The 13747-nt window shown below is 68.3% G+C and carries 13 protein-coding genes; 8 read left to right on the forward strand and 5 right to left on the reverse strand.

What is annotated here, in order from left to right; all coding sequences use genetic code 11:
- Window positions 1–11: 11 nt before the first annotated feature.
- From EG812_RS26010 to EG812_RS26025, 4 genes are all read right to left on the reverse strand, one after another.
- On the reverse strand, window positions 12–581 hold the full coding sequence (locus EG812_RS26010) for a type 1 glutamine amidotransferase domain-containing protein (RefSeq protein WP_233579636.1): 570 nt from the start codon (window positions 579–581) through the stop codon (window positions 12–14).
- A 26-nt stretch (window positions 582–607) separates the two neighbouring features.
- Window positions 608–1321 (reverse strand): cysteine hydrolase family protein, encoded by a 714-nt coding sequence (locus tag EG812_RS26015; protein WP_158632541.1) that lies wholly within the window; start codon window positions 1319–1321, stop codon window positions 608–610.
- A 551-nt stretch (window positions 1322–1872) separates the two neighbouring features.
- On the reverse strand, window positions 1873–2406 hold the full coding sequence (locus EG812_RS26020) for a GNAT family N-acetyltransferase (RefSeq protein WP_126713097.1): 534 nt from the start codon (window positions 2404–2406) through the stop codon (window positions 1873–1875).
- Between the two features lie 62 nt (window positions 2407–2468).
- On the reverse strand, window positions 2469–3380 hold the full coding sequence (locus EG812_RS26025; protein ID WP_126713098.1) for an XRE family transcriptional regulator: 912 nt from the start codon (window positions 3378–3380) through the stop codon (window positions 2469–2471).
- Between the two features lie 114 nt (window positions 3381–3494).
- Here EG812_RS26025 and EG812_RS26030 point away from each other — a divergent pair, with 114 nt between their 5' ends.
- A complete protein-coding gene (locus EG812_RS26030) occupies window positions 3495–4364 on the forward strand; it encodes a phosphotransferase enzyme family protein (RefSeq protein ID WP_126713099.1) in 870 nt (289 codons plus the stop codon).
- On the opposite strand, the gene EG812_RS26035 is transcribed toward EG812_RS26030, so the two are convergent.
- Window positions 4361–5722 carry an NsdA family TPR-like regulatory protein gene (locus EG812_RS26035; protein WP_502697215.1) on the reverse strand — a complete coding sequence of 454 codons (1362 nt, stop codon included), beginning with the start codon at window positions 5720–5722 and terminating at the stop codon, window positions 4361–4363. The genes EG812_RS26030 and EG812_RS26035 overlap by 4 nt on opposite strands.
- A 469-nt stretch (window positions 5723–6191) precedes the next feature.
- On the opposite strand from EG812_RS26035, the gene EG812_RS26040 reads away from it, so the two are divergent.
- The 7 genes from EG812_RS26040 to EG812_RS26070 all read left to right on the forward strand — a co-directional run bounded on the left by EG812_RS26040 (window position 6192) and on the right by EG812_RS26070 (window position 13541).
- Entirely contained in the window at window positions 6192–7301 is a 1110-nt protein-coding gene (locus EG812_RS26040; RefSeq protein ID WP_233579637.1) for an FAD-binding oxidoreductase, read from the forward strand.
- A gap of 55 nt (window positions 7302–7356) precedes the next feature.
- Entirely contained in the window at window positions 7357–8007 is a 651-nt protein-coding gene (locus EG812_RS26045; protein WP_233579638.1) for an N-acetyltransferase, read from the forward strand.
- A gap of 168 nt (window positions 8008–8175) precedes the next feature.
- Window positions 8176–8487, forward strand: coding sequence for a hypothetical protein (locus EG812_RS26050; protein WP_126713102.1), 312 nt, complete (start codon window positions 8176–8178; stop codon window positions 8485–8487).
- Entirely contained in the window at window positions 8487–9941 is a 1455-nt protein-coding gene (locus EG812_RS26055) for an APC family permease (protein WP_199743956.1), read from the forward strand. Before EG812_RS26050 ends, EG812_RS26055 begins: the two co-directional genes overlap by 1 nt.
- Before the next feature lie 327 nt (window positions 9942–10268).
- On the forward strand, window positions 10269–10928 hold the full coding sequence (locus EG812_RS26060; protein ID WP_233579645.1) for a hypothetical protein: 660 nt from the start codon (window positions 10269–10271) through the stop codon (window positions 10926–10928).
- Window positions 10925–12109 carry a histidine decarboxylase gene (locus tag EG812_RS26065; protein ID WP_126713104.1) on the forward strand — a complete coding sequence of 395 codons (1185 nt, stop codon included), beginning with the start codon at window positions 10925–10927 and terminating at the stop codon, window positions 12107–12109. The genes EG812_RS26060 and EG812_RS26065 overlap by 4 nt, the downstream gene beginning before the upstream one ends.
- Window positions 12110–12404: 295 nt before the next feature.
- Entirely contained in the window at window positions 12405–13541 is a 1137-nt protein-coding gene (locus EG812_RS26070) for a histone deacetylase-like amidohydrolase (protein ID WP_126713105.1), read from the forward strand.
- Window positions 13542–13747: the final 206 nt, after the last annotated feature.

Raw genomic sequence — 13747 nt, forward strand, 5'->3', positions numbered from 1 at the left:
CGGGCGTGCGATCAGACGCGCCCGAGGTACTCGACAATGGCCCGGCCGAAGTGCGGCAGGTCGACCGGCGTGCGGGAGGTGATGACGTTGCCGTCCTCGACGACCGGCTCGTCGACCCAGGTGCCGCCCGCATTCTCGACATCGGTCTTGATCGGCAGATAGCCGGTGATCCTGCGGCCCTTGGTCGCCCCTGCCGAGGCGAGCATCCAGCCGCCATGGCAGATCGCGGCGACCAGCTTGCCCGACTCGTACGCCTCACGGACGAGATCGATCATCTCCGGGTGCAGGCGCATGTTGTCCGGGGCGAAGCCGCCCGGAATGATGACCGCGTCGAAGTCGGCGGCGGACACGTCCGGCGCGCCGGCGTCCGCCCGCATCGGGTAGTGCTCCTTGCTGTCGTACGACTCCTTGGTGCCACTGCCGATGACCCGGACGTCGGCGCCAGCCTCCTGGAGGCGCAGCAGGGGGTACCAGCCCTCAAGGATCTGGTACTCGTCTTCAATCAGCAGCGCTACGCGCTTGCCGGAAAGCGACATCTCACGTTCCTTCTCTTCGCACTTGCGTTTCTCGGTGCTTCCCACGTGCAGCCGGGTCTCGCCGGTGGCGGTCAGGCGCCGATCATCCGGAGGAACTCGACGCTGGTACGCACGTCGCCGTGGTTGGCCTGGATGTTGCGCAGGGCCTCCCAGTGCTGGCCGAAGCCCAGCGGCTGCTCGGCGACACCCGGGATGGACGCCGGAATCGCGGCGGTGGTGTCGGCCAGAACGATCACCTTGAAGTCCTGGTTGTTGCCATCGATGGCGGTGGCCACCTGGCAGTTGCCGGTGGAAAGACCGGCGACGACCAGGGTGTCGCAGCCCGCGCGGCGCAGATACTCGGTCAACGGCGTGCCGTAGAACGAGGAGAACCGGTGCTTGCGCATCACCGGCTCGTCGTCGAGCGGCTCGAGCTCGTCGACCAGCTCGTCGCCGCCGTTGCCCCAGGAGCCGGGGAAGGTAGCCAGCTGGCCTTCGAGGCCCCACTTGCGGTCGGCGTACCCGGCGTCCTTGCCGTCGCCGCGAAGGCCCCAGAGCGACCAGACGACGGGGATGCCCTTGGCACGGCAGGCCTCGAGCACGTTGACTACCGGCTGGACAACGTCCTTGCCCTCCGGCGCGCCGCCGATGCTCGGGATGTACATGGCACCCCCCGGCTCGGCACACGCCTTCTGCATGTCCAGGACCAGCAGCATCGTCTTACCCGGGTCGATCGTCGGAGCCACCCAGGTCGACCGGTCGATGACCTTGTCGATGTTCTCGTAGGTGTAGTCGAGTGAAGACATCGGTCCTCCTGGCATCTTGTTCGGGCACCGTGGCCACGATTTCGTACGGTCAGGTCACTCGCCGCCGCGCGCACGCCATCTCTTGGCGGCCACAACGATCGACGACCCTCTGATCTGGTGAGCAGGTGGTCTGAACACTAACTCAGTTCGGGGCAGAGTCAAGAGGTGTTTCGTCTTGACTTCCGCCGGGTTACAAACTCCTGACCAGCGGTAGTCCAGACACGGCGCAGCTTCGGTATTCGTGGCAGAGAAGGCTCAAGGAGTTGGTCGGCGAGCCGGGCGCGCGCCTCATCGGCAGAGACGGTGTCGAGCGCGGATCCAGCCATGGTCGACCTCCGTGGGGTGGGCGTCGATGGGGAGGCGGATGCGCGGCGACAATATCGGACGTATGTGATAAAAAGTCCCGGCCTGGAGTCTTGTGGGGAGGTTCCCCAGGCCTGCCGCCCGCCGCCCTACCAGCGGAGGCGTGAGCACGCAGCGGCGGAGAACAGCCGAGACACCGCCTGGACTCGTTGCGAGGGTGCGGCGCCAGCTGGCTGAAGCGGCTTCTACTACGCAGTCGGGCGTAGCTGTAGCGGCAGAACCAGCAGATCCATCGTCGGCCCCCAAGAGAGCGCCGACGTGCCGACCTGTTGCCACCCCGTCCGCTCGTACATGCGACGGGCCGCAGAGACGGGATTCGAAGCTAGCGTCGCGTACTGCTCGGAACGGCCAGCAAGTAACCGGCGCATCAGCTCTGCGCCGATACCCTGCCCACGATGGCTCGGATGCACCATCCACTCCATCACGGCGAACTTGTCCGCGTCACGGATTTCGGGCGGCGGATCCTCGTTAGCGCGTGACCACCAGGTAACGGTTGCCATCGTCCATCCGTAGGCAGCTCCGAGCATCAGGGTGCCGTCAGTGGCGGTGATCAAGCGGAATCCCGGCCGCGTCGTCTCCTCCGGTAGGCCCTCGCGGAATCGGGCGACCTGCTCCGGCCCCTCACTGTACGGCGGCTCGGCGTAAACGATCGCGTACAGGTCTTCCAGGGCGTCGAAGACCTGATGGGCTTCATCACGGGCGACGCTGTGATAGGTGGGCACCCCTGGATGTTATGGCCGGACATCAGTTCGCATGGCGATCGGATCTGACGCCGCGGGCACCGCTACGACCGGACTCGCTCCAGAAGCTCGCGGTATGACGACTGCCTCCGTTCGCTGTCAGGCACCGCCACGACAACCTGCCGCGCCACACTGCGGACGAGCTCGTTGTGCTGACTGGTCGGCAAACGGTCCAGCAGGTTGGCAGGAACATGCCCCGTTCGGATCAGTGCCGCCGCTCGATGCAGCTCGACCTGCGTACGCAGCCTTATCTGCGACGCCGGGTAGAGAGCGAGCGCACGATCCTGGGCCTCGCCTGCCCGCCTGTAGTCGGCGGCGTGCGTGTACACCCAGGATTCGGTGTGCCGCAGCCGATGCTCCGGCCACCCCCACAGGCTCTCGACGTCGTCGACCACGGTGGCCGGGAGCTGCTCGGCCATGCGGGCCAGGTGCTGGACCGTCGCGACGGCCTCCGCGTGCCGGCCGGCCAGCGACAGTGCCTGCGCTCGGCCGGCAAGCAGACCACAGGTAGCAGCGCTGGCCCGCCCATCCAGCAGCGGCAGAACCTCATCTGACACGGCCACCACCTGCACAGCTGGACGGCCGTCGTAGGAGCCGTTCACGACATCCCAGGCCCGTACCATGATCTGCGCGTCCGGATCTCCGGACTCATCGGCGACCCGCCGTGCGGTGTGCCACCACCGACGGGCGGCAATTGCTTGCCCGGACGCGACAAGGCCGAGCGCGATAATGACCGACAGCTGACCTGCTGCCTTCAGGAGAAGCGGTCGCCGCTCTCCCTGGTCGACAGCGATCTGGTGCTGCAGCACTGCCAAGTGTCGGCCGAGCTGAGTCATCACTTGGTCGTGCGGCTGCTGGTAATAGCACCTGCCGTAAGCGGCAACGATGTCAGGCCACTCATCGTGGTCGACGTCGATGGCGGCAGTCAGACCGTGACGTAGCGCCTCGAGCCCCACGAGGCGGTCGCCGGTGGGTGCGGCAGCAATCGCAAATCCGGGGGTGCAAGTGGTGGCAGTCGGGTGCACTTGCGGGTTCGCGGAGTCGGGGCGTTTCTGGGAGAGGATGGCGGGGTGCGTACGGATGAGGCGGTCCGCGTGGCGACGTTGGCTGGTGCACGGGTAGGCATGCCGGTTGATGACGCGCAGGTGCTCCGTGTTGGCGAGAACGGCGTGGTGCTGTTGTCTGGCGTGGGGGTGCTGGTGCGGGTCGTGCCGGGTGCGGGGGCGGTGCAACGGGTGCGGCTGGAGATTGCGGTGGCTGAATGGTTGGCGTCGCAGGGTGTACCGGTGGCGCGTCCGGTGCGGTCGGAGCCGATCGTGGTCGATCAGCATGTGGTCTCGTTGTGGGAGTACCTGCCGGGCGGGCATTCGGCGGACCTGGTAACGCTTGCGCGGTGTCTGCGTCTCCTCCATGGTGTGCCCCGGCCGGTCGGGCTGTTGACTCGCGTGTCGCCGTTTTCGAGGCTTCGTGAGCAGTTGGCGTCGGCCGTAGGCCTGGATGAACGCGACAGGGCGTTTTTGCGCGAGCTTCGTGACGGACTCGCAGTGCAGTGGGATCACGCGACGTTCGCGCTCGGGGAGGCGGTGCTGCACGGCGACGCGCACATGGAGAACCTGTTGGTCACGACGGCAGGCAGATGCGCCTTCATCGACTTGGAGTCCGTGTGTGTCGGACCGCCGGAGTGGGATCTAACGCTCAGCGCCCTCTACTACGAGTGCGGGTGGTTTTCCGAGCACGAATACGCCATGTTCGCGGATAGCTATGGCTATGACGTGCGGTGCAGCCCAGCTTGGCCGGTACTGCGGCAGATCCGGATGCTGCGGATGACTCTATGGCTGGCGCAGTCGGCAGACAACGACACGCCGCGGCGGCAGCAGCTGAGACACCGCCTGGACTCGTTGCGGGACGGTTCGGCGCCAGCCGGCTGGACAGGCTTCTAGACCTGTGACGCGGCGACACCACTGAGCTGGGCCCGCACCGCAACCAGGTCATCCTTGAGGTCCGGTTCCGCGTCGACGTTCTCGAGCATGTGTGCGAGGACCCGAACGTCATCGCGCAAGCGGCTGGAGTACACGCCGGCCGCATCCGTGCAACCGGCTCGTGCTGAGGGTAAGGCGGCGGCGACGTTACCCTGGTGTGCCTGTAGGCAGGCTATCCGGATCATGGTCAGCGCTCGGGACCTGGCCACTGTGCCGGGGTGAAGCTCGTACGCGGCGTGCAGCCGCGTGATCGTGGCATCGGTTAGCGCCGGGTCGTTGGCGGTCAACGCGAGATCGCACATGGCGTGTCCGGCGTCGCCGAGGATTTGACCGAGGTCCGCGTAGTACCCCCAGGTGGGATCGTATGCGCCATCAGCGGGGCTGGCGTCGAAATGCTCGTCGCACAGACCGACGGCACGACGGCATTCCTCTGCATCGCGAAGGGACGCGTACGCCCGCGCCTCTACGATTCCTATGACGGCACGGCCCAGCGGAGGTAGATCACGCCACCCGCTCCGGGTAAGACCGACGATCTGTAGGGCCTCCTTGGCCTTACCGCTGTAGGTGAGACGCCTACTCAGGCTCGTGACGGTGTGAGCCCGCTGCTGGACGTCTTCGGCTTCGGTCGCGAGTTGAATCGACCTGACGAAGTACCCGCGAGTCGTCCCGGCGTCCTCGCCTGCATCGAAGCACGCCCAGCCGACCACGTCACCGAGCCGGGCTGCCGTCGAAAGCCACTGCCGGCGTACGGCAGGTCTAGCCGATGCCTGACGGATGGCGCGGCACGCCCATTCGAGTTGCCCCGCCATGGCGGCACGAGCAAGACCACCCCCGTATCGGTGATCCCAGTCCTCGAACAACGTGATGCTCCGGCGCAGGGCCTCCACATGGGGCTGCTCGATCCTGTTCGGCACCTGCATACCCGACGTCCATGGCCCCGGCAGCTCAGCCATCTCGTCCGGAACCACACCCGGCCACGCAGCATCCGTCAGGCTGCTACTCGTGGCCCCTGTTCGGCGAGGACTGTAGAGCCCGAGCTGCCTGTCAGCGGTGACGCCGAAGACGGCACGTAACGCCGCGCGCCGCTCCGCGCTGGGCCAGCGGTGTTCGCCGCGCTCCAGTTTGCCGACCCACCGGGAATCCACGTAGTGAGCAGCGATGCAACGCGAAGGGTAGAGGGCATCTAACGCAGCGTTCACCGCATCGGCCAACTCCGTTCGAGACATACACTGCCCGGGTCTCAACGGTGAAGGAAGCTGGACTCGGGCGCTCCTGAGGTGCGTATTCGGCGTGATCACCGTTTCCGCGTGCCGAGGCATGCTCCTCCTCTACGGCATAGCCCTGTCGAACTCGGAACTGCCACGGTCGCCGGCTTGGCTCGAGGTAAACGTTTGAAGTCCCGCCATACTACGTCTAATGGCGACCGGTCGACGTCGATCAACACGTGAGCTTCGCCAGCAACGCTGATTCTACGCAGGAATTGTTGACAGACCTGTCGCTGACACTGCCATGTCCCAGCCGCGGCCGCCAGTCTGGCGCGTCCTGTTGCAGCGGTCGGCGATTCATTCGCTGTTCAGGGCTGGTCGAACCGGAGGTCAGAACCTGAGGTCGAACCGGAGGTCGGCATTCCCTGTTGTGGGTTGTTCCGTGATCGTTGAATCGCCATCAGCTATCCGTCGTCGAGGAACAGCCGGAGCGATGACTGACCACATATTGCCGCAGCTTACCGCCATCGTCGCAGATGACCGTGCCGCCGATCATTTCTGGGCGCACTTGGAAGACCGTAGCGTGCGGTTCCTTCCGCAACGGCTCGCCCCGATCTTCGTCTCGACGCTCGGCCAGGTGGTCGCGGGGCGGGGCGATCCGGCTGCCCGGCGGGCGGGGTTGGCGGTGTTGGGTCGCATGTGTCGCCGGTTCGATCTTCAGCCGTATCACGACACGTGTATCGCGGCGGCGATGGTGGACACGGTGCGCCGCTTTGCGGCCGACGGTTGGGGACCGGCCGCGCCGGGTGTGTGGGAGCGGGGGTGTCGGCGGGCGTTGCGGTTGGCGGCGCGGGCGGCGGCGGTGGTGGGGGACGGCCCTCAGGTCACCGTCGGTGAGGTCGAGACCCGCGAGTCGGTGTCGGCTGGCGTGGTGGTGTTGACGGTACGGCCGATGCGGCGGTTGCGGTTTCTGCCGGGTCAGGCGTTGCCGGTGTGTACGCCCCGGTTGCCGGGGCGGTGGCGGTGGTTGTCGCCGGCGAATGCTCCGCGCGTGGACGGGACGGTGGAGTTCCACGTCCGGACGGTGCCGGGCGGTGAGGTGTCGCCGGTGCTGGTGGAGCAGGTCAGGCCGGGGGAGTTGCTGTGGTTGGGGCCGGCGTGTGATGTCGGGTTGTCGGTGGAGCCGGCCGCTGGTGCTGACCTGCTGCTGGTCGCCGGTGGTACCGGGCTGGCGCCGCTGCGGGCGCTGGTGGAGCAGGTCGCCGCAGCCCCGACCGGGCGACAGGTGACGCTGGTGGTGGGGTCCCGGACACTGCTGGATCTGTATGACGCGATCGCGTTGGACACCCTCGCCAGCGCCCACCGGGACTGGCTGACGGTGGTGTTGGCGTTCTCCGACGACCGTGATGTCGAGCCGCACGCGCAGGCAGACGTGCTGAGCCTGGCGTTGAAGCATCACCGGCCGGGGCAGGTGGTGTATGTCTGCGGCCCACCACAGCTGATCGCCGCTGCTCGACAGCGTCTGCCTCAGGCCGGCGTCACCTCGAACAGCCTGCACCTGGCTGCCACCTTCGACCGCGCCATCGACGCCGGCTGGTCGATGAGCCAGCAGCGGACCACGTCGGCGCGGTCGGCACCGGCCCGCGACGACGACAGGGGATGCGGGGATCTTCATGGGCTTTCGGGGAGCTGACATGCGGCACACGGAAACCGGTGTTCGTCGTGCGACCGATGGTGATGCGGCCGCCATGTCCACACTCCTGGCCGGGACGCTGATGACCGGCCGGTTGAGCGTCTGGCTGGTACCCGATCCAGCCGACCGGCCGAACCTCATGCGGCAGTACGCGGAATACGTGGTGGCGCAGGGGTTGGCGCACGGCACCATCGACACCACCGACGACCACACCGCCGCGGCGATCTGGCACCCGCGGTCGACGCCACCACCGGCCGTGCGGCAACGAGACCTGGAGCCGATACTCGGCCCGCACACCGCCCGGTTCGCCCTGCTGCACGCCTACGCCGACACGGTGCACCCGTTCACTGCCCATCACTACCTCGCCCACCTGGCCGTGGCTCCCGGCCTCCATCAAGCAGCGGTAGGGAGGGCGTTGCTGGCCAGCCACCACCGGCTGCTGGACGCGGCACAGCTCCCGGCGTATGCGGAGGTGAGCACCAGCCGCCCCCGGGACGGTCTGCTCGCCGCCTGCGGCTATCAGCCCCGGTCACCGATCCTGCTGCGGCAGGGCGGTCCCGTGGTGTGGCGGATGTGGCGGCCACCCACCCACCCTGACCAGGCCGAGGCACCCGGAACCGGGCTGCCGCAACGGGTCCGTGTCCACCGCACCGCGACACCGTTTCGCGGCACGCTGCTGCGGGCGGCACCTCCAGGCCCGCCATGACCCGCAGGCGCTGATCTCACATCGTTCACCTGCTGATGGTCGACCCCGTTCACCCAGCAGGCCGACTCGTCGTACCCACATGTCGACAGGAGGGTTCTGCTCATGCTGACCGTGCTCACCCGTCCCACCACCACACCACTGCGGCGGAAACGGCCCCAAGGATGGCGGGTGGTGCGCCGACAGGCGCGGTGTGCCGCTGGTGCCGTCCCGCAGACCGGCGGCAGCACACCCCACCACCGGTGGGGGTACGCGATCCGTCGGGACTGGCCCGACGGCACCCACGACCTGTTCGCCTTCACCCCCGACAAAGACACCGCCGAACGGAACCTCACCCGCGACCACACCTACTGGCACTCCGGCCCGATCCGGCCGGCAGCCGTGTCCATCGTCGCCGCCCACACCACCGACGTGGACCGGCACCCCGTCGACGGCTGCCGCAACCCGTCATGCCCCCACACCCCACAACGAGGTGAGCAGTAGTGACCGCACACGTGCAGGTGGCCCTCGCCCGTCGGACGCTGACACCAGCCGCCCTGTGGATGTTCGGTGCGGCGGCATCAGCACCGATGGTCGTCCTCGTCGGCGGCATCACCGCGATCTACGCCACCACCGGCGTCACCGCACTACCACTGACGTTCCTGCTGGTAGCAGCCACCATGGCGGTACTCGCCGTCGGCTACACCACCATGGCCCGCCACATCGGCCACCCGGCCGCCTACTACGGCATCCTCGCCCACGGCCTCGGCCGCGGATGGGGAGTAGCCGGCGGCGCGGTCGCCCTCATCGCCTACAACGCGATCCAGATCAGCCTCTACGGCCTCCTCGGCGCCACCATGGCCACCCACCTCGGCGGCACCTGGTGGGTATGGGCAGGCATCGCCGTGGCCGTCGTCGCAGTGCTGGGCGTACGAGCGATCGTCCTGTCGATCCGCGTCCTCGCCGTCGTGTTGACCGTGTCACTGCTGATCGTCGCCGCGTTCGTCATCGCAGGCAGCACACAACCCGCCGACAGTCTCTCCTGGGCAGGCTTCGACACCTCCGGCCTGCTGGTCGGCGGCATCGGCGGAGCGATCGCATTCTGCGTCGCCGCGTTCACCGGCATCGACGCACCCGGCTCCTTCGTCGAAGAAGCCGTCGACCGCCGCGCCATCGGCCGCGCCACGATCGTCGGGGCACTCGCACTCGGCGGCGTCTACGCCACCACCGCCTGGGCGATGGGAGTAGCCGTCGGCCCGTACGCCATCGCCGACCTCGCCGCCCAACCCGACAGCAACCTACCGTTCACGATCCTTGGCCGCCTCGGCGACGGCTGGGTGGCCACCGCCGCCCTGATGCTGATCTTCGCGATCCTCACATCGAAACTGTCATTCCACTGCGTCATCGCCCGGTACGTGTTCGCCATGGCCCGCGAAGGAGTCCTCCCCACCCGCCTCGCCGGAACCGACAACGGCACCCGCATCAACGCACCCCGCGGCGGCTCCCTCACCCAAACCGCCACCGCCGCCCTGGTCGTCGCCGGATTCGCGATAGCCGGCCTCGACCCGCTCACCCAGATGTTCACCTGGCTGTCGAGCCTGGCCGCCGTCGGACTGCTGTCCCTCCTGCTCGCCGCCTCGGTAGCCACCCTCGCCGCCCCACCCCACATCCGCGGCGACCGACCCCGCGCATGGGAATGGCGCATCGCCCCCGTCGTCGGCGTGGTCACCGGAGCAATCGTCCTCGTCGCGATGATCGGCAACATCGGCTCGCTACTCGGCGCCGCACCCGGATCACTGTTCCCGCTGCTGCTACCCGCGATCATCCTCGGCGCCGCAATCGTCGGCGGAGCCTGGGCCGCGTACCTGCGCCACACCCGACCGCAGATCTACGCCGGCATCGGACGCGGCATACCGGCAGCCAACGCCGTTCCCGACGCCATCACCATCTCGATCTGACAAGGCCAGAACATGATGACCCACGCCAGACACCCCGTCGGCCACGACGGCCCACCGGACCCGCTGCACCCCCACTGGCGGCCACCGCCCGCCGACGTCCACCCGCCCGCCGCCTACGGGCCACCACCGGCAACCTACGGTCCCCGACCCACCGGCTACCAACGCCCACCGCACCCCCCACCCCCACCACTACCTCCGCCGGCACCGCAACCTCCGCCCGCGCCAGTCCACGAATCGGACGGGGAAACGACCCGCCTGGAAAACCGCCGGTGGGCGGACCTGCGTAACCAAGTGGCGTTCCGCGCCAAACGGTTCAACGCCGGCCACATGACCGAAGCCGACCAGCGGTACGGCACAAACGGAGCCCTCGGCCCCCACGGTGTCCTGCTGTTCTTCACTTCCCCAGCACCCACCGAGCCGCACGGCTACCGACTGCACACCGCGTGGCGGCTGTTCCTGTCCGCACCCGAGTCCGACGACCTGCCCCGCATCCTCGGCGACCTCAGCAGGATCGCCAAGACCCACATCACCCACGCGAATGCCACCGGACACCGGTGGCATCCCCTGGGCCCGCAACGGTCAATGGTCAACGGCGGAGACATGGGCATCCCAGCCGACGCCACCTACGTCGGCGTCGGCGCGAGCACCCTCGACACCGACGGCGGCCGCTGGTACCAACTGGCCCGCACCCTGCGGGAACCCTCCGCCACCGGCCATCGCCGATCAGCCTTCGACCTCAAAGGCCACTGCTACCTACTACTCACCGACGACACCGCTATCCACATCGACCGCAACCCCCACGCACCCCTGCACTACGACGGCATCCGCAGCAGCAAACCCCTCGACGCCGACCGCTCCGCCCACTGGCACAACCCCCACGCCAACCTCACCGACCAGGGCGACCACCACACCCGCGAGGTATGGCGGCACCTCACCGCCCTGCACCACACCCTCACCAACTACCTCACCGCAAGGCCCGTCACATGACCCTCAACCTGGCTGTCGCCGCGGACCTCAGCCACCCACCCGTCGACGTCACCGCCGTCCTCGACCACCTCGCCCAGCACGCCGACACCACCGCCGCGACGAGCATCGGCTACCCGGGCGCGACCGACCTCGACCACACCGCCGTCATGGCCCGCCTCGGCAACCGGCTGTGGAACAACATCGGCGACCCCCACGACACCGGGGGAGTAGCCCACACCCGCATCCTCGAACAAGCCGTCATCGCCTGGATCGCCGACCTGCTCGGCATGCCCACCGACGACCGATGGGGCTACGTCACCACCGGCGGCACCGAAGGCAACCTCTCCGCCCTCCACACCGCCTACCGCCGCTGGCCCACCGCCCGCATCTACTACTCCACCGCCGCCCACTACTCCATCCCGAAGATCATCGACATGCTCGGCGCCTACAAGGCGGTCGTGGACGCCAGCCCGGACGGGGAGATGGACTACGAGCACCTGGCCGCGCAACTGCGTCGGCGCCGACGCTGGCCGGCGATCGTCGTCGCCACCGCCGGCACCACCATGACCGAAGCCGTCGACGACACCACCCGCATTCGCACCATCCTCACCGAGTACGACATGGCCGGGCATCTGCATGTCGACGCGGCCCTGGTCGGTATCCCGCTCGCCCTCGACGGCCGACTACGGCTGGACGACACCAGCGGCATCGGCAGCATTGCGATCTCCGGCCACAAATTCCTCGGCACGCCCACCCCCTGCGGGGTGGTGCTTATCCGCGACAGCGCTCGCAAACCCAGCATCCGCATCGCCTACACCGGCACCGCCGACACCACCGTCACCGGCTCCCGCTGCGGCCTGGCTGCCGCCCTGCTCTGGCACGCCATCGCCACGCACGGCCGCGAAGGCCACCGCTGGCGGGCCGCGGAAGCCCGCCGCCTCGCCGGCTACGCCGTCGACCAGATCCGAGCCACCGGCTGGCCCGCCTGGCGACACCAGCATGCCTTCACCGTCGTCCTACCCACCCCACCCGAACCCGTACGCACCAAATGGCTCCTCGCCACCCACGATCGCACCAGCCACATCGTCTGCATGCCCGGCATCACGAAGGGGCAGATCGACGCCCTCGCCGCCGACATCACCACCGCCACCCGTGCACCCATCCCACGTCCCCGCTCACCGATCGACGAAGGCACCCCATGAGATTGCGCCCGGCGTCATCCCCAGCCGCCGCACCACCAGCCGTCGGCTGGTCGGCATCTTCCTCGCCGCCACCCTGCTCACAGGCTGCCAGCCCGGCAGCACTACCACGGCAGCACCCAGCCCCACCGGGCCGGCAGCGCCCCCACCCGCAACGCCCACCCCCGGTACGGCTACCGCGCCTGGCCTCACCGCCCCGCAGCGGCTGACCACCCTCGCCGCCACGATCACCGCCGCACCCGGCGACCACACCACCGAGCCCCAGCAAGGCCGACCCACTCGCGGAGGCGATTTGTCCATGACGACCGGTTACGTCTTCCACCCCGAGTACCTGTGGCACGACACTGGCACCAGCGCGGGTCTGCTGCCCGCCAACCCACCCGCAGGCATCCAACCCGCCGTGCACATCGAGAATCCCGAGGCCAAACGACGCGCCCACGAACTGATCCACGTCTCCGGACTCCTCGCCGAGCTGACGGTCATCGAGCCTCGCCGAGCCACCATGGCGGAACTCCTGCGCGTCCACACCGGTGACCACGTTCAACACATCAAGACCCAGAGCGACCTGCGTGGGGGAGGCGACGCCGGGGACGGCTTCTCGCCAGTGGGCCCCGGCAGCTACGCGATTGCCCGCCTTGCGGCCGGCGGGCTGATCGAACTCGTTACCGCCGTAGCACGCGGTGAGGTCACCAATGGGTACGCGCTGACCCGCCCGCCCGGTCACCACGCCACCGCCGACCTCGGAATGGGCTTCTGCCTGTTCAACAACATTGCGGTCGCCGCCCGACACGCGCAGGCGGAACTCGGCCTGACGAGGATCGCGATCGTGGACTGGGACGCCCACCACGGTAACGGCACCCAGTCCATCTTCTACACAGACCCGAACGTGCTCACCATCTCCCTGCACCAGGCCGGGTGCTTCCCACCCGACTCCGGCTGGATCCGCGAGAACGGCGCAGGCGACGGCACCGGTTACACCATCAACGTGCCGCTACCACCCGGCACCGGTCACGCCGGCTACCTGCACGCCATGACCGAAATCGTCCTTCCCGCACTCGAACGTTTCGCACCCGACCTGATCCTGCTCGCCAACGGCTTCGACGCCAACGTCTTCGACCCCATGGCGAGGCAGATGCTCACCGCCGACTCCTACCGTGCGATGACCCGCATGCTCACCGACGCGGCAGACCGGCTCTGCCACGGCCGACTCGTCGCCGCCCACGAAGGCGGCTACAGCCCCTTCTACGTCCCGTACTGCACCCTGGCATTCCTCGAAGAACTCGCCGGCACCACGACCCGCGTCACCGATCCCTTGGCCGCCGTCGTCGCCGAATACGCGGCCGAACCTCTTCGGCCCCACCAGAAGGCCGTCATCGACGAAGCGGCCCAACTCGTATCGCGGATCGGCGCCCACGAGATCGCAGCCGCGCCCTGACGAACCCGCCGACCCTGGCGGCGACTTTCGCTGCACATCGGCCGCCCGACTAGTCCAACCGTCCGCAACCGCTTGAGCTGGGTGGCTGGGAGAACCGGCTCAGCAGCACACACACGGTTGTACGACGCCTACTCGACCGGCCGCAGGACGCGGCAACGTCCGACGGCCCGGTCCCCGGGCCGGCGGCAGCGGGATCCCTGTCCCTC

This window comes from Verrucosispora sp. FIM060022 (assembly GCF_003977705.1).
GTDB classification, from domain to species: domain Bacteria; phylum Actinomycetota; class Actinomycetes; order Mycobacteriales; family Micromonosporaceae; genus Micromonospora; species Micromonospora gifhornensis.

Coding starts and splice junctions, on each gene's coding strand:
- EG812_RS26060 (WP_233579645.1), top strand. CDS start 10,269: ATGACCGAAGCCGACCAGCGGTACGGCACAAACGGAGCCCTCGGCCCC.
- EG812_RS26045 (WP_233579638.1), top strand. CDS start 7,357: ATGTCCACACTCCTGGCCGGGACGCTGATGACCGGCCGGTTGAGCGTC.
- EG812_RS26065 (WP_126713104.1), top strand. CDS start 10,925: ATGACCCTCAACCTGGCTGTCGCCGCGGACCTCAGCCACCCACCCGTC.
- EG812_RS26070 (WP_126713105.1), top strand. CDS start 12,405: ATGACGACCGGTTACGTCTTCCACCCCGAGTACCTGTGGCACGACACT.
- EG812_RS26035 (WP_502697215.1), bottom strand. CDS start 5,722: ATGCCTCGGCACGCGGAAACGGTGATCACGCCGAATACGCACCTCAGG.
- EG812_RS26015 (WP_158632541.1), bottom strand. CDS start 1,321: ATGTCTTCACTCGACTACACCTACGAGAACATCGACAAGGTCATCGAC.